This is a genomic window from Pseudomonas sp. LBUM1679, assembly GCF_059695565.1.
The window spans coordinates 494,381-514,147 of the sequence record NZ_CP166774.1; the positions used below are offsets into that span (position 1 = coordinate 494,381).

A 19,767-nucleotide genomic window follows, 5' to 3' on the forward strand; every position below is an offset into this window, starting at 1 on the left:
TTCAGATGCGGTAAAGTCATTACCTATCTGTTATTGCGATGGGTTTAGCCATGAACATGCAATGGAATCTGGACCAGTTGCGGTTGTTTGTCAGCGTGGCGGAGCAGCGGTCGTTCTCCGCCGTGGCGCGGGACCAGCGCAAGGCGCAGTCGGCGGTCAGCAGCTCGATTGCGCTGCTGGAAGAGGACTTGGGCGTCAGCCTGTTCGATCGCAGCAGTGGCCGCCAGCCGAAACTCACCGAGGCCGGCAATGCCTTGCTGGACGAGGCGCGGGAAGTGCTGCGTCAATGTGAACGCCTCAACGGCCGGGCGCTGGCGATGATGCGCGGCCAGGAGGCTCGTCTGCGCGTGGCTCAGGATGAAGCCATGCCCTACCAACCGATCATCGAAAGCTTCGAGGCCCTGGCGGAAAAATTTCCCAGTCTTGAAGTGCAGTTGACCAGCGCAGCCCAGGGCGATGTGGCGCGCAAACTGGTAGAGCGTCGAGCTGATCTGGGCTTGCTGTTTTATCACGATCAGATCCCCGAAGCACTCGAGCGGCGGGTGTTGGGCAGTGTTGAAATGGTCACGGTATGCGGCGTCGGGCATCCACTGGCGGAGCAGTCTCGTGTCGACTGCCAGCAACTGGCACGGCATCGGCAGTTGCTGATGTCCACCCAGTCCAGCGTCTATCCCGGCAGTGAACCCGCCAGTCCGCAAGTCTGGCGGGCTGACAGCTTCTACGTGATGGCCGAATGGCTGGTGCGCGGCCTCGGTTGGGCCTGGCTACCGCGACACGTGGTGCAATATCCGGCTTATCAAGGGCTGATGGTCGAACTGGACAGCGAATGGACCCCGCCAGCGTTGATCGTGGAACTGGTCTGGCGCCGCGACGAACCCCTCGGTCCGGCCGCCCGTTGGCTGGCGGAACGTTTTGCCGTGCACTTGCAGGCGATTGGCGAAAAACCCGATAAACTCCGCCGCCATGAATAGAACTCTCTACACCGCGCTGTTTTACCTGGGGCTGCCATTGGTAGCGATTCGGCTGTGGCTGCGGGCGCGCAAGGCGCCGGCCTATGCCAAGCGCATCGGCGAACGTTTCTCCCTCGCACTGCCGGCGATGAAACCGGGCGGTATCTGGGTGCACGCGGTATCCGTGGGCGAAAGCATTGCCGCCGCGCCGATGATTCGCGCCTTGCTGCAGCGTTATCCGACACTGCCGATTACCGTGACCTGCATGACCCCGACCGGTTCGGAGCGCATCCAGGCACTGTTCGCCAATGAACCGCGCATTCAGCACTGCTATCTTCCATACGACTTGCCCTGCGCCGCTGCGCGATTTCTTGATCGGGTCCGGCCGACACTGGCAGTGATCATGGAAACCGAGCTCTGGCCCAACCATATTCATCAGTGCGCCAAGCGCGGGATTCCCGTGGCGCTGGCCAATGCGCGCCTGTCCGAGCGTTCGGCCAAGGGGTATGGTCGTTTCAGGAAATTGACCCGGCCGATGCTCACCGAGATGAGCCTGTTCGCGGTGCAGACCGAGGCCGAGGCCCAGCGCTTCCGTGACTTGGGTGCGCGTCCGGAAACGGTCGAAGTGACCGGTTCGATCAAGTTCGACCTGACCATCGACCCGGCATTGCTCCAGCGTGCCGCCGCGTTGCGCGCGCAATGGCAGGCGCAAGAGCGTCCGGTATGGATCGCCGCCAGCACCCATGAAGGTGAAGACGAAGTGGTGCTGGCGGCTCATCGCCAATTGCTCACCCGTCATCCCGATGCGTTGCTGATTCTGGTGCCGCGCCATCCGGAGCGGTTCAATGCAGTGTTCGAGTTGTGCCGGCAGCAGGGTTTCGCGACGGTGCGCCGTTCCACGGGCGAGCCGGTGACCGCGGGTACTTCGGTGTTGCTGGGCGACACCATGGGCGAATTGCTGTTTCTTTATGCCCTGGCCGACAGTGCTTTCGTCGGCGGCAGCCTGGTGCCGAACGGCGGGCACAATCTGCTGGAACCGGCAGCGCTGGCCAAACCGGTGCTCAGCGGGCCGCACCTGTTCAACTTTCTCGAGATCGCCGCGCAGTTGCGCAGTGCCGGGGCGTTGCAGGAAGTGGAGGATGCCGAAGGCTTGGCGGTGGCGGTGCAGCGGCTGTTCGAATTACCGAGGGATGCGCAGCGGATGGCGGAGGCGGGGTTGAACGTGATGCGCAGCAACCAGGGGGCGTTGCAGCGGTTGCTGGATGGGTTGGGGCGGTTGATTGAGCGTTAGACCGCGTTGCCTGAACCAAAAAAGATCATAGGTGCTTCCCTTGTAGGAGCGAGGCTTGCCCGCGAACAGGCATGACGCGGTGCAACAGATACACCGCGGTGCTTCCTTCGCGGGCAAGCCTCGCTCCTACAGGGGGGGATTTTCAAGGTCTGGCTTTGAGCTGATCCGCCGCAGCCTTGGCCAGGTCCGGTGGCAGGAAGTCCTTGTCCGGGTTGTAGTCAGGTTTGAGATAGCGCTTGAGGTCCTGCAGATCCCCCGGGTTCAACGTGCCGGCCGCTTGTTTGAGGCGCAGGTTGTCGAGGATGTAGTCGTAGCGGGTGTTGTTGTAGTTGCGTACCGAGGTGTACAGCTGACGCTGGGCATCCAGCACGTCAACGATGTTGCGCGTACCTACCTGATAACCGATTTCGGTCGCTTCGACGGCGCTCTGGTTGGAGATGATCGACTGCTTGCGCGCCTGCACCTGCTCGACGTCGGTGTTCACCGCGCGGTGCAGGTTGCGGGTGTTTTCCACCACTTGCCGGCGCAGGGATTCGCGCTGTTGTTCGGTCTGATTCAGGCGTGAATAAGACTCGCGAACCTGTGAGGTGGTGAGGCCGCCACTGTAGATCGGGATATTCAATTGCAGGGCCAGCGTGCGTTGCTCGATAGGGCCGCCATAAGGCTGGGGGAATGCATTCGGATTACTTAAGCCGAAAGCGTCGTTGTCACCTTTTTCGTATTTCGCCACCGCATCTACCGTCGGTGCATGACCCGCCTTGCGCTGCTTGAGGGTTTCTTCAGCGGCGCTGACCGCATAATTACTGGCCAGCAGATTCAGGTTCTGTCTGGCGGCGGTGTCGACCCAGGCCTTGGCATCGTTCGGTGCCGGCGGCAGGATCGGCAAGGTGTGGACAATACCCTGGATCGAGTTGTACTGCCGGTTGGTCAGGGTGATCAACGCTTCGAACGCGTCGTCCACCTGGCGTTGCGCAACGATCCGGTTGGCCCGTGCCGTGTCGTAGCTGGCCTGGGATTGCAGCACATCGGTCTTGTCCGAGAGGCCGACGTCGAAGCGTTCGTTGGACTGATCGAGCTGGCGCTTGAAGGCGGCTTCTTCGGCCTTGGTCGAGGCCAGGTTGTCCTGGCTGCGCAATACGTTGAAGTAGCTTTCTGCCGTTTGCAGAATCAGGTTCTGCTCGGTCGCCGAGAGTTGCAGTGCCGCCTGTTCGTTGACGTCCTTCGCGGCCTGGTACTGGAACCAGCGATCGGCGCGGAACAGTGGCTGGGCCAGGGTCGCCTGATAGGAATTGGCGCTGCGGTTGGCAACGGCCGCCGGTTGATCGATATCGGTACGCACGTTGGCGATCTGGGCGCCGCCGGAGAGGTTTGGCAACAAGCCGGCGCGGGCCTGGGGCACGACTTCTTTCTGGGCGCCGTACTGGGCCCGGGCGGCGGCCAGGTCGGCGTTGTTATCCACCGCTTCCTGATAGACGCTGACCAGGTCGGTGTTGGTCGATAAGGGCGCTTCTGCTGCCCAGGCCATTCCATTGGACGCACAAGACACGGCAAGGGCCAGTGAGAGTTTGCGCAGCATGAGGCCATCCCTAAAAAATTACGCTGATAATTTGAGCGCCAAGGCTACGGCGCAGCGCACTGCAGCGTCAAGGCAGAGCGTCAAGGCGCGGTATGGCGTAGCGAGTGTAGTTGCGCACACGTTCGGCAACAATCCTGTAATTGCGCCATTCATCATGGTGTTTAAAGCGGGGTTGGCGTTCTTTGCCAGTTGTGTCTAGACTGGCCACGTTCTTGTCGGGGTGCCTTGCTATGAGGCTGAGATCGAATAATTTCGGATCCCGTTGAACCTGATCAGGTTAACGCCTGCGTAGGGAACAAGATTTCTCGTCACCCGGCGAGTCCTCTTGTGCTTCGTCCGGGATGTTGTTCGACAATCGAACAGCCCTCGTGCACTGAGCACAGCACAGCTGGTTTTTCCAGCGCCCGTGCGTCCATTCGTTTACAGGTTCGCTCCGACAAAAAATCCACTGCCTGGATGTGTTCGGAGAGCCCGTGATGACGATAAAACTAAAAGACAATACGAACCTGAGTGACTCGGCCAAGGTCGATCAACAATCGGTTCAGCCGTTTACCCGCTCGCAAAAAATCTACGTTCAAGGCTCGCGCCCGGACATTCTCGTGCCGATGCGCGAAGTCAGCCTCGATGTGACCCCGACCGAATTCGGCGGCGAGATCAATGCGCCGGTGGTGGTGTATGACACCTCGGGCCCGTACACCGACCCCAACGTCATCATCGACGTACGCAAAGGCCTGGCCGATGTACGTTCGCCGTGGATCGAAGCTCGTGGCGACACCGAGCGTCTGCCCGGCCTGAGCTCCAACTTTGGCCGCGAACGCCTCGCTGATGCGGAGCTGACCAAACTGCGTTTTGCCCACGTGAACAACCCGCGCCGCGCCAAGGCCGGGGGCAACGTCACCCAGATGCACTACGCCCGCCAAGGCATTATCACCCCCGAGATGGAATACGTCGCCATCCGCGAAAACATGAAGCTCGAAGTGGCCCGCGCTGCCGGGCTGCTGGACCAGCAACACGCCGGTTACAGCTTCGGCGCCAGCGTGCCGAAAATCATCACCCCCGAATTTGTCCGTGAAGAGATTGCCCGCGGCCGCGCAATCATCCCGGCCAACATCAACCACACCGAACTGGAACCGATGATCATCGGCCGTAACTTCCTGGTGAAGATCAACGGCAACATCGGCAACAGTGCACTGGGTTCGTCCATCGAAGAAGAAGTGGCGAAACTGACCTGGGGCATTCGCTGGGGCGCGGACAACATCATGGACTTGTCCACCGGCAAGCATATTCACGAAACCCGCGAGTGGATCATCCGTAACTCGCCGGTGCCGATCGGTACCGTGCCGATCTATCAGGCCCTGGAAAAAGTCGGCGGCGCTGCCGAGGACCTGACCTGGGAGCTGTTCCGCGACACGCTGATCGAGCAGGCCGAGCAGGGCGTCGACTACTTCACCATCCACGCCGGCGTGCTGTTGCGTTACGTACCGCTGACCGCCAAGCGCGTGACCGGCATCGTCTCCCGGGGTGGTTCGATCATGGCCAAGTGGTGCCTGGCGCACCACAAAGAGAACTTCGCCTATACGCATTTCGAAGAAATCTGCGAAATCATGAAGGCCTACGACGTCAGCTTCTCGCTGGGCGATGGCCTGCGTCCGGGTTCGATTGCCGATGCCAACGACGCGGCCCAATTCGGCGAGCTGGAAACCCTCGGCGAACTGACCAAGATCGCCTGGAAGCACGACGTACAAACCATGATCGAAGGCCCGGGCCACGTGCCGATGCAGTTGATCAAGGAAAACATGGACAAGCAGCTCGAGTGCTGCGACGAAGCGCCGTTCTACACTCTCGGCCCGCTGACCACCGACATCGCACCCGGCTACGACCACATCACCTCCGGCATCGGTGCGGCGATGATCGGCTGGTTCGGCTGCGCCATGCTTTGCTATGTGACGCCGAAGGAACACTTGGGCCTGCCGAACAAGGATGACGTGAAGACCGGGATCATCACGTACAAGATCGCCGCGCATGCCGCCGATCTCGCGAAGGGACATCCGGGCGCACAGATACGCGACAATGCCTTGAGCAAGGCGCGTTTCGAATTCCGTTGGGAGGACCAGTTCAACCTCGGCCTTGATCCGGACACCGCTCGTTCGTATCACGATGAGACCCTGCCGAAGGATTCGGCCAAGGTCGCGCACTTCTGCTCTATGTGCGGGCCGAAATTCTGTTCGATGAAGATCACCCAGGAAGTCCGTGAATACGCGGCCAACCAGCGGATCGAAACGATCGATGCCGAAGTCGCCAAGGGACTGGCGGAACAGGCTGAGCGGTTCAAGCGGGAAGGCAGTCAGCTGTACAAAAAGGTTTGATCTGAGCTGGAAAGGTGGGGCCCGAAAGGGCCCCATCGCCAGCAGGCTGGCTCCCACACTGGATTTGTGGTGTTCACCAGTCCCCTGTGGGAGCCAGCCTGCTGGCGATAGCGATCCACATAACAACAAATGTCCCTCTGAGATAACACCCTTGAGCATTCAACCCAGCACTTATTCCCCCGACATCGCGGTGCCCACCGACAAACGCGTCTTCGGCGGTCGCGATCTGTTTTCCCTGTGGTTTTCCCTCGGTATCGGCCTGATGGTGCTGCAGACCGGTGCCCTGCTCGCGCCAGGCCTGGGCCTGTCCGGCTCGCTGCTGGCGATTTTCCTCGGTACGCTGGTCGGCGTTTTGCTGCTGGCCGCCGTCGGCGTGATCGGCAGTGACACCGGCCTGTCGTCGATGGCCGCGCTCAAGCTCAGCCTCGGCAAACATGGTGCGAGCCTGCCAGCGGTGCTGAACCTGCTGCAACTGATCGGTTGGGGCTCGTTCGAAATCATCGTGATGCGCGACGCCGCCAGCCTGCTGGGTGCGCGCGCCTTCAGTGAAGGTAGCCTGCTGTCCAGTCCGCTACTGTGGACCTTGTTTTTCGGTGGACTGGCGACCTTGCTGGCCGTCAGCGGCCCGCTGACGTTCGTGCGACAGATCCTGCGCAAGTGGGGCATCTGGCTGCTGCTGGCCGCGTGCATCTGGCTGACCTGGAACCTGTTCGCCAAGGCCGATCTGGCGACGCTGTGGGCACAGGCCGGTGACGGTTCGATGCCGTTCGCCGTGGGCTTCGACATTGCCATCGCCATGCCGCTCTCGTGGCTGCCGCTGATTGCCGACTACTCGCGTTTCGGCAAGCGGGCGAAAAATGTGTTCGGCGGTACCGCGATTGGCTTCTTTATCGGTAACTTCTGGCTGATGAGCCTGGGCGTGGCCTACACCCTGGCGTTCGCGCCGAGCGGTGAAGTCAATGCCTTGCTGTTGGCGCTGGCCGGTGCCGGCCTGGGGATTCCGCTGCTGCTGATTCTGTTGGACGAGTCGGAGAACGCCTTTGCCGATATTCACTCGGCCGCAGTGTCGAGCGGGATTCTGTTGCGCCTGAAGGTCGAGCATCTGGCGCTGGCCATTGGCGTGATCTGCACCTTGATCGCCTGCCTGGCGCCATTGGCCCAGTACCAGAACTTCCTGCTGTTGATCGGCTCGGTGTTTGCGCCGCTGTTCGGCGTAGTGCTGGTGGATCACTTCATCTTGCGCAAACGTTCTGCTCAAGTGACGGCAACCGCATTGCGCTGGCCGGCGCTGCTCGCCTGGCTGGGCGGGGTGAGCACCTATCACTTGCTGGCCAATCTGTACCCGGATGTCGGCGCAACCCTGCCGGCGCTGGTCCTGGCAGGGCTGCTACAACTGGTACTGGGCCGGGCTTTCAGCTACGGCCGGGAAACAGCTCGGGCTTGAGAATGCCGTTCAGGCGAGGGTAGGGGATCTTCAATTCGACGTGGCCCAGTGCGTAAGGCGCAATGGTGCTCACTTCGTACTTGAGGATCACCCCGCCATACGTCAGTGCCACGTTCTGGGTTTTGACGAAGGGCCAGCTCTTCACGAACTCCTGTTCCTGATCGAGCTTGGTGCTGATCAGCCAGCTGTTGTGCGCAACTTGCGCGGCTTTCCAGAACGCTTCTTCCTGCCCCGGGACCAGCATGTCCGACAGAGTCAGCACCTTGTGCTGCTGGCGCGAGTAGTTGATGAAGCTACGGCCCGGCGTGCCATGGGCGCCGCCGGTGTCCAGGTAGCTGGAAAACTCGACGATCACCAAGCCGTCATGCTGCTCACGTACCTTGGCTTGCAGGTAGCTGCTGTGACGCGGGCCTGCACTGCTCAAAAATTGCTCGCGATACGCAGCCAGCGTCGGCGCCACCGGGGCGTCGGGCGAGGTGCGGGTCATTTGCAGCAAACGTTTTTCGATGATGCCATCCAGTGCCGGTTCGGCAGGGAAGCGCAGGGTGTCGATGTTCACCAACGGGCAGTCCTGATTGGTGCAGCCCGGTTTCAGCTGTTCGGAGGCATCGCGGGTGGTTTCCAGCGGTGCCCGGTAGCTGGGCTGGAACAGACTCTGGCAGGCGCCCAGGGTCAGGGCGATTGCAGCCACGGAGGCGATTTTAAAAAGCGACATGGGCGTCCTTCATAAAACAGGGAAAGGCGAAAAGTTACCCGCTTCGACTCTCGGCGCAGGAATCAGTTCGCCACTAAGCTAATTAGAGTTGGTTTCGCCCTCACCGTCTATCCCGCTAGCTGGAAAGGGGCTGCATCAAAGGTCGCGGGCGCGTTAGGATGGCGCGAAGTCGAGGCTGGAGCCTCGGTGTAGAAACGAGGATTGCCATGACTGATTTTGCCAACGCCATTCCGACCGCCGTTGAGATCGTTCGGCGCGAAAAGTGCTTCGAGGGCTTTTACAAGCTCGACCGCGTGCACTTGCGCCACGAATTGTTCGCTGGCGGCATGAGCCGCGAGATCAGCCGTGAAGTGTTTGTGCGCCACGATGCGGTGTGCGTGCTGCCTTACGATCCGCAGCGCGACGAAGTGGTGTTGATCGAGCAGTTTCGCGTCGGCGCCATGGGCAAGATCGGCAATCCATGGCTGGTCGAACTGGTCGCTGGTCTGATCGATAAGGATGAAGAACCGGAAGAAGTTGCTCACCGCGAAGCGCAGGAGGAAGCTGGGCTTGTATTCGGGGCGCTTTGGCCGATGACCCAATATTTTCCATCGCCGGGCGGCAGCAATGAATTCGTGCATTTGTACCTGGGGCGTTGCGACACTACCGGGGTCGGCGGCCTGCATGGGCTGGAGGAAGAAGCAGAAGATATCCGCGTCACGGTCTGGGCCTTCGAAGATGCCCTGCAGGCCGTACGCGACGGGCAAATTGCCAACGCGGCCAGCATCATTGCCTTGCAATGGTTAGCTTTGAACCGCGCTGAAGTGAGGGGGTTATGGTCGTAAACAAGCTGCGCGATCGCTATCGGGTGGACCTCGTGGGGCTGCAAGCGTCCTGCGAGGCCAACTACGCGCGCCTCATGCGACTGTTGCCGGACATGCGCAACGAGCCCGCGGCGCGGCGCATTGCCGTGACCCACGGGGACCAGATGCTCGGCGTACTGGCCCTGGAAGTGCTGCAGGTCTGTCCGTACACCACGACCCTGCAAGTGCGCCAGGAACACAGCCTGCCCTGGCTGCCGGTGCCACAACTGGAAGTTCAGGTCTATCACGATGCGTGCATGGCCGAAGTGGTCAGCGCCGAACATGCACGACGCTTTCGCGGCATCTATCCTTACCCGAACGCCGCCATGCACCAGCCTGACGAAAAAGCCCAGCTGAATATGTTTCTGGGTGAGTGGCTGAGCCATTGTCTGGCCTGCGGACACGAGTATGCGGTTGTGCGCTGATGTGAACTGCGTCAGGTTTACAGTTTCCCCTTTTGGTCGTCCCCCAGCATAATTGCGGCACTCATCCATCCCCGTGATCTCGCCCCGGGAGAACGCCTTGCCACGCGTATCCACATTGACCACCGCCGATCCTGCGTTGCTGGTGCAACTCTCCGACAGTCATCTGTTTGCCGAGGCGGATGGCACGTTGCTAGGCATGAACACGCGTGACAGCCTGCAACACGTCATCGAACTGGTACGGTTGCAACAGCCACGGATCGATCTGATCATTGCCAGTGGCGATATCTCCCAGGACGGGACGCTGGAGTCCTATCAGCAGTTCCGCGACCTGACCCGCCAGCTCGATGCGCCGGCACGCTGGATTCCCGGCAATCACGACGAGCCCCGGATCATGGCTGAGGCTGCCGTGCAGAGTGCATTGCTCGAGCCCGTGGTGGATATCGGTAACTGGCGAGTCACGTTGCTGGATTCGGCAGTGCCGGGCTCGGTGCCGGGGTATCTGGAAGTCGAACAGTTGCAGTTGCTGGCCCGCTCGCTGAGCGAGGCGCCGGAGCGGCATCATCTGGTGTGCTTCCACCATCATCCGGTGTCAATTGGCTGTGCGTGGATGGAGCCCATTGGATTGCGCAATCCGGAGGCTCTGTTTGCGGTGCTGGACCGGTTTCCACAGGTGCGAGCGGTGCTGTGGGGGCATGTGCATCAAGAGATCGACCGGGAGCGCAATGGCGTACGGCTGATTGCCTCGCCGTCGACTTGCATTCAGTTCGAACCGGGGAGTGAGGATTTCAAGGTGGGGGATCAGGCGCCGGGGTATCGCTGGTTGCGGCTGTTGCCGGATGGCGAGCTCGAAACTGGCGTGGAGCGCGTCACCGGATTCGATTTTCAGGTCGACTACGGCTCCGACGGCTACTGACTTTTTAGTCACTTGGTAAGACCGAGGCGCGGCCATCGCGGGCAAGCCCGCTCCCACAGGTATTTGCGAGCGCCTCAGGTCCCTGTGGGAGCGGGCTTGCCCGCGATGGCGTCCGCTAAGACGACATGAATTCTGCGGATATCCCCGATTCCCCCTAGTCCCTGTAAACTGCGCCTCTTTACCGACGCACAGGGAGCTCAAATGTCCGGTTCGATCCTTTATATCCACGGTTTCAACAGCGCGCCGGCGTCGAACAAGGCCACTCGGTTGATCCAGGTGATGGACCAACTGGGCTTGAGCGATCAGTTGCGCGTGCCGTACTTGCATCACCATCCCCGTGAAGCCATCGGTCAGCTGGAGCAGGCGATTGAGGAGCTCGGGCGGCCATTGCTGGTCGGCAGCTCACTCGGCGGCTACTATGCGACTCACCTGGCCGAGCGCCATGGCCTCAAGGCCCTGTTGATCAACCCCGCCGTCAGTCCGCATCGGATGTTCGACGGGTATCTGGGGGCGCAGAAAAACCTGTATACCGATGAGGCCTGGGAGTTGACCCACGACCACGTGACGGCCCTGGCCGAGCTGGAAGTGCCGGCGCCCCAGGATCCGCAGCGGTTTCAGGTGTGGTTGCAGACCGGCGACGAAACGCTGGACTATCGCCTCGCCCAGCAGTATTACCGCGCCTGTGCCTTGCGCATCCAGGCCGGCGGCGACCATGGTTTCCAGGGTTTTTCCGCGCAACTTCCGGCGATGCTGAGTTTTGCCGGCATCGGCGCAGATTTGTATCAGGCGATTGATTTCACTGCACTGTGACGCCTTGCCCCCTTTTTACTGAGCACTTTTTTCACTGAAGGACGACGAGACCCCATGGCCACTCCCAGCGCTAGCTCCTATAACGCAGACGCCATCGAAGTCCTCTCGGGCCTCGACCCGGTGCGCAAACGCCCCGGCATGTACACCGACACCAGTCGGCCGAACCACCTCGCCCAGGAAGTCATCGACAACAGCGTCGACGAAGCCTTGGCCGGGCACGCGACCTCGGTGCAGGTCATCCTGCATGCCGATCACTCTGTGGAAGTCAGCGACGACGGCCGTGGCATGCCGGTCGACATTCACGCTGAAGAGGGCGTGTCTGGCGTTGAGCTGATCCTCACCAAGCTCCATGCCGGCGGTAAATTTTCCAACAAGAACTACCAGTTCTCCGGCGGTTTGCACGGGGTGGGTATTTCCGTGGTCAACGCCTTGTCGACTGAAGTCCGGGTGCGTGTAAAGCGTGACGGCAACGAATACCAGATGACTTTTGCCGATGGTTACAAAAAAACCGAACTGGAAGTCATTGGCACCGTCGGCAAACGCAACACCGGCACCAGCGTGTTCTTCGCGCCGGACCCGAAGTACTTCGATTCGCCGAAATTCTCCATCAGCCGCCTCAAGCACGTGCTCAAGGCCAAGGCCGTTCTGTGCCCGGGGCTGCTGGTCAGTTTTGAAGACAAGGCCACCGGCGAGAAAGTCGAATGGCATTACGAGGACGGCCTGCGTTCCTACCTGGTGGACGCGGTCAGCGAATTCGAGCGCCTGCCCGACGAGCCGTTTTGCGGCAGCCTGGCCGGTAACAAAGAAGCGGTCGACTGGGCGTTGCTGTGGTTGCCGGAAGGCGGCGACAGCGTCCAGGAAAGCTACGTCAACCTGATCCCGACGGCGCAGGGCGGTACTCACGTCAACGGACTGCGTCAGGGCTTGCTCGACGCCATGCGCGAGTTCTGTGAATTTCGCAGCCTGCTGCCGCGGGGCGTGAAGCTGGCGCCGGAAGATGTCTGGGAGCGCATCGCCTTCGTCCTGTCGATGAAAATGCAGGAGCCACAATTTTCCGGCCAGACCAAGGAGCGCCTGTCGTCCCGTGAAGCGGCGGCGTTCGTTTCCGGCGTGGTCAAGGACGCCTTCAGCCTGTGGCTCAATGCCCACCCTGAAACCGGCATGCTCCTGGCAGAGCTGGCGATCAACAACGCCGGCCGTCGCCTGAAGGCCAGCAAGAAGGTCGAGCGCAAGCGCATTACCCAGGGGCCGGCGCTGCCGGGCAAGCTCGCCGACTGCGCCGGGCAGGACCCGATGCGTTCCGAGCTGTTTCTGGTGGAAGGTGATTCCGCCGGCGGTTCGGCCAAGCAGGCGCGGGACAAAGAGTTCCAGGCGATCCTGCCGTTGCGCGGCAAGATCCTGAACACCTGGGAAGTCGACGGCAGCGAAGTGCTGGCCAGCCAGGAAGTGCACAACATCGCCGTGGCCATCGGTGTCGATCCAGGCTCGGCGGATATCGCCCAGCTGCGTTACGGCAAAATCTGCATCCTCGCCGACGCCGACTCCGACGGCCTGCACATCGCCACCTTGTTGTGTGCGTTGTTTGTCCAGCATTTCCGCCCGTTGGTGGATGCCGGTCACGTCTACGTCGCGATGCCGCCGCTGTACCGCATCGACCTGGGCAAAGAGATCTACTACGCCCTGGACGAAGCCGAGCGCGATGGCATCCTCGATCGCCTGGTGGCCGAGAAGAAACGCGGCAAGCCCCAGGTCACCCGATTCAAGGGGCTGGGTGAAATGAACCCGCCACAGCTGCGCGAAACCACCATGGATCCGAACACCCGGCGCCTGGTGCAGCTGACGCTGGACGATTTCGAAGCGACCTCGGAAATGATGGACATGCTGCTGGCGAAGAAACGCGCCGGCGACCGTAAATCCTGGCTGGAGTCCAAAGGCAACCTGGCCGAGGTTCTGGGCTGATGCGCCGAGGCTTTGCCTTGGTGTGTGCGTTGCTGCTGACCTCGATGACGGTTGCTGCGCAGTCGGCGCCAGAATTGCGCCTGGTATCCGCACATGCCGTCGATGGCATGCGCGGCGGCAACCTGTCCGGGCTGGCCCGGTGCGGCAAGGATTTGTGGGCCGTATCCGACCGGGATGACGATCAGATTTACCGGCTCGATACCCGTGACCCTGTCTGGCAAGCCGAAGCCGTCCACATCGATGTACCTGCGGTGCCTGATAGCGGATTGCCTTGGGGGCTGCGTTCGCGGACGTGGGCGGCCTCATTTGCCCGTGGCGGGGATCTGGATTTCGAAGGCATTGCCTGCGACAGCGCCGGTCATCGCTACATTGTCAGCGAGTCTCATGCGGCGGTGCTGCAAGTGCCGCCAACGGGACCCGCATCCTGGCTCAAGATCTCGCCGATCCTGGTGCGGGAGGCACGGGCCAGCGGCATGTTGCTGAAGTTCAATGCGTTGTTCGAAGGCTTGGCGATCAGCCCCGAAGGCGACAAATTGTGGCTGGCCGCCGAGCGTGAAAGCCGCGGGCTGCTGTTGATCAAGCGCCAGCAAACCGTCTGGGACTGTGATGGCGGCTGTGTGCTGCTGAGCGAGGTCGGAATGGAAATGCAGCCACCTCAATTTCCCGGCGCCCGGGCGATGCCGCGGGACTTTGCCGATCTGTCATTGTTCAATGGCAAGCTGTTTACCCTCGAACGCAATGTCTTCGAGATCTGCCGCCGTGATGCGCAGACGGCCAAGGTCGAGCGCTGCTGGTCGTATGCCGCAGAAGCGTTACAGGAAAACCGGCGCTATCCACAGGCCTATGCCCTGGAAGAGGCGTTGATCGTGGACGCTGACGGTGCCTGGATCGGTATCGACAACAACAACGGTATCCGCGCCGACGGTGAGGTACGCCCGATCATCATGCGCTTTGCCGCACCTGAAGGTGGTTGGAGTGCCAGGTTATGAGTCAGCAACCACCAGGCAAGCGCATTGGCCGGGTGTTGATGGTGCTGGCCTGGTGCGCCGCGCTGTTTCTGGCCACGCGGTTTTTCGGGCAGTGGGAGCAGCGCCAGCAGAATCCGAACGCCGTTGTCAGCTCGGAACAGGGCGAAGGTTTTGTCGAAGTGAAGCTTGCCAGCAACAATCAGGGACATTTTGTTGCCAGCGGCCAGATCAACGGTCAACCGGTGGATTTCATGCTGGATACCGGGGCAACCGACGTGGCGATCCCCGGCGGTATGGCCGAACGGCTGAAACTGGAGCAGGGCTTCCCGGTGACTTTGAGCACGGCCAGCGGTCGTGCCGAGGGCTACCGGACCCGTATCGAGCGCCTGCAACTGGGCGACATTGTGTTGCGTGATGTGCGCGCCCTCGTCGTGCCAGGCCTGGACGGCAATCAAGTGCTGCTCGGGATGAGCGCGCTGAACAAACTTGAATTTACCCAGCGCGGTGGCACCATGCTGCTGCGCCAGACAACGAACCGATGAGGCCCGCATGAGCGACTCCCTTGATCTCAGCCTGGACGGTGTAGAACGCCGGTCACTGGCTGACTTCACCGAAAATGCCTACCTCAACTACTCCATGTACGTGATCATGGACCGTGCCTTGCCGCATATCGGCGACGGCCTGAAGCCGGTACAGCGGCGCATCATCTACGCGATGAGCGAGTTGGGGCTGGACGCCGATTCCAAGCACAAGAAATCGGCGCGTACCGTCGGTGACGTGCTCGGTAAATTCCACCCGCACGGCGACTCGGCCTGCTACGAAGCCATGGTCCTGATGGCCCAGCCGTTCAGCTACCGCTACACACTGGTCGACGGCCAGGGTAACTGGGGTGCGCCGGATGATCCCAAATCCTTCGCCGCCATGCGGTACACCGAAGCGCGGCTGTCGCGTTATTCCGAAGTGCTGCTCAGTGAGCTGGGCCAAGGCACGGCGGACTGGGGCCCGAACTTCGACGGTACCCTCGACGAGCCCCTGGTGTTGCCAGCGCGGTTGCCGAATATCCTGCTCAATGGCACCACCGGCATCGCCGTGGGCATGGCGACCGACGTCCCGCCGCACAACCTGCGCGAAGTCGCCACCGCCTGCGTGCGTTTGCTCGATGAGCCCAAGGCCACGGTCGAACAGCTCTGCGAACATATCCAGGGCCCGGATTACCCGACCGAAGCGGAAATCATCACCCCCCGCGCCGATTTGCTGAAAATGTACGAAACCGGCAAGGGCTCGGTCCGCATGCGTGCGGTGTACCACATCGAAGACGGCGACATCATCGTCACCGCGCTGCCGCATCAGGTCTCCGGTGCCAAGGTGCTGGAGCAGATCGCGGGCATGATGCAGGCCAAGCCGTCCAAGGCGCCGCAGATTGCTGACCTGCGCGACGAATCCGACCACGAAAACCCGTGCCGGATCGTGATCATCCCGGGCGCACGCAAAAACTTTGACCACGATGCCCTGATGCAACACCTGTTCGCCAGCACCGAGCTGGAGTCGAGCTACCGGGTCAACATCAACATCATCGGCCTGGACGGCAAGCCGCAGCTGAAAAACCTGCGCGCGTTGCTGGTCGAGTGGCTGCAATTCCGGGTTCAGACCGTGCGTCGCCGCCTGCAATTCCGCCTGGACAAGGTCGAGCGTCGCCTGCACCTGTTGGACGGTTTGTTGATCGCCTACCTCAACCTGGATGAAGTGATCCACATCATCCGTACCGAGGAGCACCCGAAAGCGGCACTGATCGAGCGTTTCGCCTTGAGTGAAATCCAGGCCGACTACATTCTCGATACGCGCTTGCGTCAGTTGGCGCGACTGGAAGAAATGAAGCTGCGTGCCGAGCAGGATGAACTGCTCAAGGAACAGGCCAAGCTGCAAGCCCTGCTGGGCAGCGAAGCCAAGCTGAAAAAACTGGTACGCACCGAGCTGATCAAGGACGCCGAAACCTACGGCGACGACCGTCGTTCGCCAATCGTCGAGCGCGCCGAGGCCAAGGCCTTGACCGAACACGATCTGTTGCCGAACGAGAAGGTGACCGTTGTGCTGTCGGAAAAAGGCTGGGTGCGCTCTGCCAAGGGCCACGAAATCGATGCCACCGGGCTTTCCTACAAGGCGGGGGATGGTTTCAAGGCCTTGGCACCCGGACGTTCCAACCAGTTTGCGGTGTTTATCGACTCCACTGGCCGCAGTTATTCGGTGGCCGCGCACACCTTGCCATCGGCCCGTGGCCAGGGCGAGCCGTTGACCGGCCGTCTGACGCCGCCACCAGGGGCGAGTTTTGAATGCGTGCTGATGCCGGAAGACGATTCGCTGTACGTGATCGCCTCCGACGCCGGTTACGGTTTCGTGGTCAAGGGTGAAGACCTGCAAGCCAAGAACAAGGCGGGCAAGGCATTATTGAGCCTGCCGAACAACGCCAAGGTGATCCTGCCGCGACCGGTGGCCGATCGTGAACAGAACTGGCTGGCCTCGGTGACCACCGAAGGTCGCCTGCTGATCTTCAAGATCAGCGATCTGCCACAATTAAGTAAAGGTAAAGGCAATAAGATCATCGGTATTTCCGGTGAGCGCGTTGCCAGTCGCGAAGAATATGTCACGGACATCGCCGTTCTACCGGAAGGCGCCACTTTGGTGCTGCAAGCCGGAAAACGTACCTTGTCGCTGAAAGCGGACGACCTCGAACACTACAAAGGTGAACGTGGGCGTCGTGGTAACAAATTGCCACGTGGCTTTCAGAGGGTGGATGCGCTGCTCGTCGAAAACCTCAATTAAGCGTCCTAGAGCGCTCGATCTACGATTTAACGCGTAGATCGACGCATTGGCGCTGGAGTCGGAACGCATATTCACGGATGATATGGCCTTTCAAGCGCCGGCGTGGTCGAGCGTTCTTCATATTTTTTGAGTATTTTCACTGTGGTTAGCCGTGTGGCAACCACCTGGATGGGACGATGACTGCTCTGCGCCTTCCGTTTATTTTGATGCTCGCCGGGGTCTTTGGCCTGGCGGGTTGCAGCGTTCACCAGCCGGTGTCGCTGTATCAGCTGGACAGCGGAAGTCCGGCTCAGCCTGCGCAAAGCGCGGGCATGGCGGTATTGCTGGGTCCGGTGACCGTTGCCGATTATCTGCAACGCGAAACCCTGTTGCAGCGTCAGCTGGATGGGAGCCTTCAGGCTGCCACGGATGGCCGATGGGCTGGTAGCCTTTCGTCCGATATCGATCAACTGTTGCTGCGTCAGGTAGCCGGGCATCTGGACAGCCAGCGCGTGGTGCTGGCGCCAGCGACGGTGGGTTTCACGCCGGATGTCCAGGTTCTGCTGACTATCACCCGCCTGGACTCGGGCGAGTCGCAACCGGCGATCCTCGATGCGCAATGGCGTCTGATCGACCGTCGTGGTCAGGTTCGCGATAACCGCATCATTCATCTGCAGGAACAGCATGCCGGCGGTACGGCGTCGCAGGTTCAGGCTCAGGGTGTGTTGCTGCAGCGTCTGGCGGAGCAATTGTCGGTGGCGCTCAAGCCGCTGGCCAACCAGCCGCCGATTGCCGAAGCCGCTAAAAAGCCGGCTGCCAAGCCTGTGGCGCCTGCGGCAGAGCAGGACAAGCAGCCGAAGATCCCGATGGCTTCGCCGATCCGGACGGATATGGAAGTGTTCAGGTTCTAGGCCTGGAATGATTCGATGCAAAGCCCGCCATGGATGCGGGCTTTGTTGTTTTTGCGGGTTGGGGATCTCTGGTGCTGCTGCCGGCCTCATCGCGGGCAAGCCCGCTCCCACAGGGCGCTCGGTCGTACACAAACCTTGTATTCACAGAGGTCACTGTGGGAGCGGGCTTGCCCGCGAAGAGGCCGGCACAGGCCACAAAAAAGCCCGCAGACGATCACTCATCTGCGGGCTTCTTCACATCAGGGCTAGATCTTAAGCCCGGCGCTCATGCATCCGCGCCAATTGTCGCTCGAGCATCGACGGATAAGGCTCCATCAGCCGCTCTACACAGCACGCGCCTTCCGGGCTGGCAATCGGCCGGATCCGTGCACGCTGACGTATCAGTGCGTCGTCACTGATCTTGCGCTCCACCAGCAGCAGGTTGCGGCTGTGTTGCGACAGGGCCAGGGCGTCCTGGGCCGTTTCGGTCAACAGCAGATCAATCTGGCTCAAGCCGAACAATTCGTTGCCCAGGGTCAGGCCCAACTGCAATTGCAGGGTGATGCCGCTGTCCGCGACTTCGATCTGCAACTGATGGCCCAGAGCCCGCAACAACTCACCGCAGCAAATGGCATTGGTCAGGTAATCGTCACCGCTGTCTTCGCTGTGGAACAGCATCAGCGTGCTGCCGTCGTTCAGGGTATGCAGTTCACTCTGGTAGAGCGACGCGGCCTGATCGAGGCAATCGCGATAGCGTTTGAGCAGTTCTTCCAGGCGTGCCCGGGGCAGGCGGCGCAGCTGATCCTGTGCGCCCAGTTGGACGGCGAGCACGGCACTGTGTTGCGGCACATTCGATGGCTTTGGTTTTACCAGCACTTTCGGCGCACTGTCCGCAGAGACATCACGCAGATCGGCAAACGGGTCTTCGTCGTCATCGTCATCCTCGACGGTGCTGACAATGCGCCGCGGCGCAGGCTTCAAGGCGGCTACCGGGCGACTTTCGTCAAAGCTGGGGTCGCGCAGGTTGCGCACTTCAAAGGCAGGATCGGCCTCTTCGTCGTCATCGGCATCGTCGAACTCAGGCTCCGGCTCAGGTTCCGGTTCAACCGGTTCCGGTGCGAAGTCCGCGTGCAACTGGCGAGCCAGGTCGCCGATCTCGTCCTGACGATCGGTGCCCGGCGTGTATTCGTCGATATTGCGCAACCACACGCGCAATTGCATCAGCGGTGTGGAGAGGTTGCGTCCCAGGCGCAGACTCAGGGCCAACGACAAGGCCAGCAGAATGGCACTGAGAATGCCCATGCTTTGCAGACTGATGGTCATCGGCTGCTGGAATTGATCCATGTCCAGGCTGATGCGCAGTTGCCCGGCGGTCACGTCCTGAAAGGTGATCTTGCTCTGGTACATGCCCTCGGCTTCGCCCAGCAGGCTGTGCTTGGGGCGCTGACCGGCTTCGGCGAGGATGCGGTTATCCACGCTGTAGATGGCGGCGTGGGCCACCAGCTTGTTTTTGGTCAGGTTGTTGAGCAACACGTTAAGGCTGAGGATGTCGTTGGACACCAACAGCTCCGTGGCCGACGTGGCGGTCTGGGTGGTCAGGCTTTCGCCCAGCGCATCCGCCTGCTCATGCATGGCCTGCTTGAACTGCAAACCCATCACGCAGGCGTAGATCACCAGAGCCAGAGCGACCAGGATCACGTTATGGCTGGCGATGCGCAATGCAATCGGTACACGGCGGTGGCGCAGTGCACGGAAGATCAGCAGAAAGAAGTTATCGGTTTTTATTGGCGTGGGCCGGTTCACTTGAGCTCGGCTCTTTGTC

At 61.0% G+C, this 19,767-nt stretch carries 16 protein-coding genes and 1 riboswitch; of the genes, 13 read left to right on the forward strand and 3 right to left on the reverse strand.

Annotated features, from left to right (window positions below; translation table 11 throughout):
• Positions 1–50: 50 nt before the first annotated feature.
• Together ACA062_RS02250 and waaA are read left to right on the forward strand one after the other, a co-directional pair.
• Positions 51–971, forward strand: a complete 921-nt coding sequence (locus ACA062_RS02250) for a LysR family transcriptional regulator (RefSeq protein WP_497455041.1) — start codon at positions 51–53, stop codon at positions 969–971.
• Positions 964–2,241 carry a lipid IV(A) 3-deoxy-D-manno-octulosonic acid transferase gene (gene waaA / locus ACA062_RS02255; RefSeq protein WP_497455042.1) on the forward strand — a complete coding sequence of 426 codons (1,278 nt, stop codon included), beginning with the start codon at positions 964–966 and terminating at the stop codon, positions 2,239–2,241. The genes ACA062_RS02250 and waaA overlap by 8 nt, the downstream gene beginning before the upstream one ends.
• Before the next feature lie 142 nt (positions 2,242–2,383).
• On the opposite strand, the gene ACA062_RS02260 is transcribed toward waaA, so the two are convergent.
• The gene (locus ACA062_RS02260; RefSeq protein ID WP_497455043.1) at positions 2,384–3,817 is read right to left on the reverse strand and encodes a TolC family outer membrane protein; all 1,434 of its coding nucleotides are present in this window, start codon (positions 3,815–3,817) and stop codon (positions 2,384–2,386) included.
• Between the two features lie 206 nt (positions 3,818–4,023).
• Positions 4,024–4,129, forward strand: a riboswitch (TPP riboswitch).
• 164 nt (positions 4,130–4,293) lie between these two features.
• Between ACA062_RS02260 and thiC the strand changes: the two genes are divergently transcribed.
• Positions 4,294–6,183, forward strand: coding sequence for a phosphomethylpyrimidine synthase ThiC (gene thiC / locus ACA062_RS02265; RefSeq protein WP_150763490.1), 1,890 nt, complete (start codon positions 4,294–4,296; stop codon positions 6,181–6,183).
• Between the two features lie 151 nt (positions 6,184–6,334).
• Positions 6,335–7,627 (forward strand): putative hydroxymethylpyrimidine transporter CytX, encoded by a 1,293-nt coding sequence (gene cytX, locus ACA062_RS02270; protein ID WP_497455044.1) that lies wholly within the window; start codon positions 6,335–6,337, stop codon positions 7,625–7,627.
• Here cytX and ACA062_RS02275 read toward each other — a convergent pair.
• Positions 7,596–8,342 carry an RsiV family protein gene (locus tag ACA062_RS02275; protein WP_497455045.1) on the reverse strand — a complete coding sequence of 249 codons (747 nt, stop codon included), beginning with the start codon at positions 8,340–8,342 and terminating at the stop codon, positions 7,596–7,598. The genes cytX and ACA062_RS02275 overlap by 32 nt on opposite strands.
• 206 nt (positions 8,343–8,548) lie before the next feature.
• On the opposite strand from ACA062_RS02275, the gene ACA062_RS02280 reads away from it, so the two are divergent.
• The 9 genes from ACA062_RS02280 (at position 8,549) to ACA062_RS02320 (ending at position 17,966) form a co-directional block, all read left to right on the forward strand.
• Entirely contained in the window at positions 8,549–9,166 is a 618-nt protein-coding gene (locus ACA062_RS02280) for an NUDIX domain-containing protein (RefSeq protein ID WP_497455046.1), read from the forward strand.
• Positions 9,157–9,609 carry a DUF1249 domain-containing protein gene (locus ACA062_RS02285; protein WP_064675587.1) on the forward strand — a complete coding sequence of 151 codons (453 nt, stop codon included), beginning with the start codon at positions 9,157–9,159 and terminating at the stop codon, positions 9,607–9,609. Before ACA062_RS02280 ends, ACA062_RS02285 begins: the two co-directional genes overlap by 10 nt.
• Before the next feature lie 97 nt (positions 9,610–9,706).
• Complete coding sequence (gene cpdA / locus ACA062_RS02290) at positions 9,707–10,522, forward strand: 3',5'-cyclic-AMP phosphodiesterase (RefSeq protein ID WP_497455047.1); 816 nt, start codon at positions 9,707–9,709, stop codon at positions 10,520–10,522.
• Between the two features lie 201 nt (positions 10,523–10,723).
• Positions 10,724–11,332: a YqiA/YcfP family alpha/beta fold hydrolase gene (locus ACA062_RS02295; protein ID WP_497455048.1), complete on the forward strand. Its 609-nt coding sequence runs from the start codon at positions 10,724–10,726 to the stop codon at positions 11,330–11,332.
• A gap of 54 nt (positions 11,333–11,386) precedes the next feature.
• Entirely contained in the window at positions 11,387–13,291 is a 1,905-nt protein-coding gene (parE, locus tag ACA062_RS02300) for a DNA topoisomerase IV subunit B (RefSeq protein WP_497455049.1), read from the forward strand.
• Positions 13,291–14,280, forward strand: a complete 990-nt coding sequence (locus ACA062_RS02305; protein ID WP_497455050.1) for an esterase-like activity of phytase family protein — start codon at positions 13,291–13,293, stop codon at positions 14,278–14,280. The genes parE and ACA062_RS02305 overlap by 1 nt, the downstream gene beginning before the upstream one ends.
• Positions 14,277–14,801: a retropepsin-like aspartic protease family protein gene (locus tag ACA062_RS02310; protein WP_497455051.1), complete on the forward strand. Its 525-nt coding sequence runs from the start codon at positions 14,277–14,279 to the stop codon at positions 14,799–14,801. Before ACA062_RS02305 ends, ACA062_RS02310 begins: the two co-directional genes overlap by 4 nt.
• Before the next feature lie 7 nt (positions 14,802–14,808).
• Positions 14,809–17,076, forward strand: coding sequence for a DNA topoisomerase IV subunit A (gene parC / locus ACA062_RS02315; RefSeq protein WP_128872853.1), 2,268 nt, complete (start codon positions 14,809–14,811; stop codon positions 17,074–17,076).
• A gap of 176 nt (positions 17,077–17,252) precedes the next feature.
• Positions 17,253–17,966, forward strand: coding sequence for a PqiC family protein (locus ACA062_RS02320; protein WP_497455052.1), 714 nt, complete (start codon positions 17,253–17,255; stop codon positions 17,964–17,966).
• 252 nt (positions 17,967–18,218) lie between these two features.
• Here ACA062_RS02320 and ACA062_RS02325 read toward each other — a convergent pair whose 3' ends face one another.
• Positions 18,219–19,748: an AhpA/YtjB family protein gene (locus ACA062_RS02325; protein WP_497455053.1), complete on the reverse strand. Its 1,530-nt coding sequence runs from the start codon at positions 19,746–19,748 to the stop codon at positions 18,219–18,221.
• Positions 19,749–19,767: the final 19 nt, after the last annotated feature.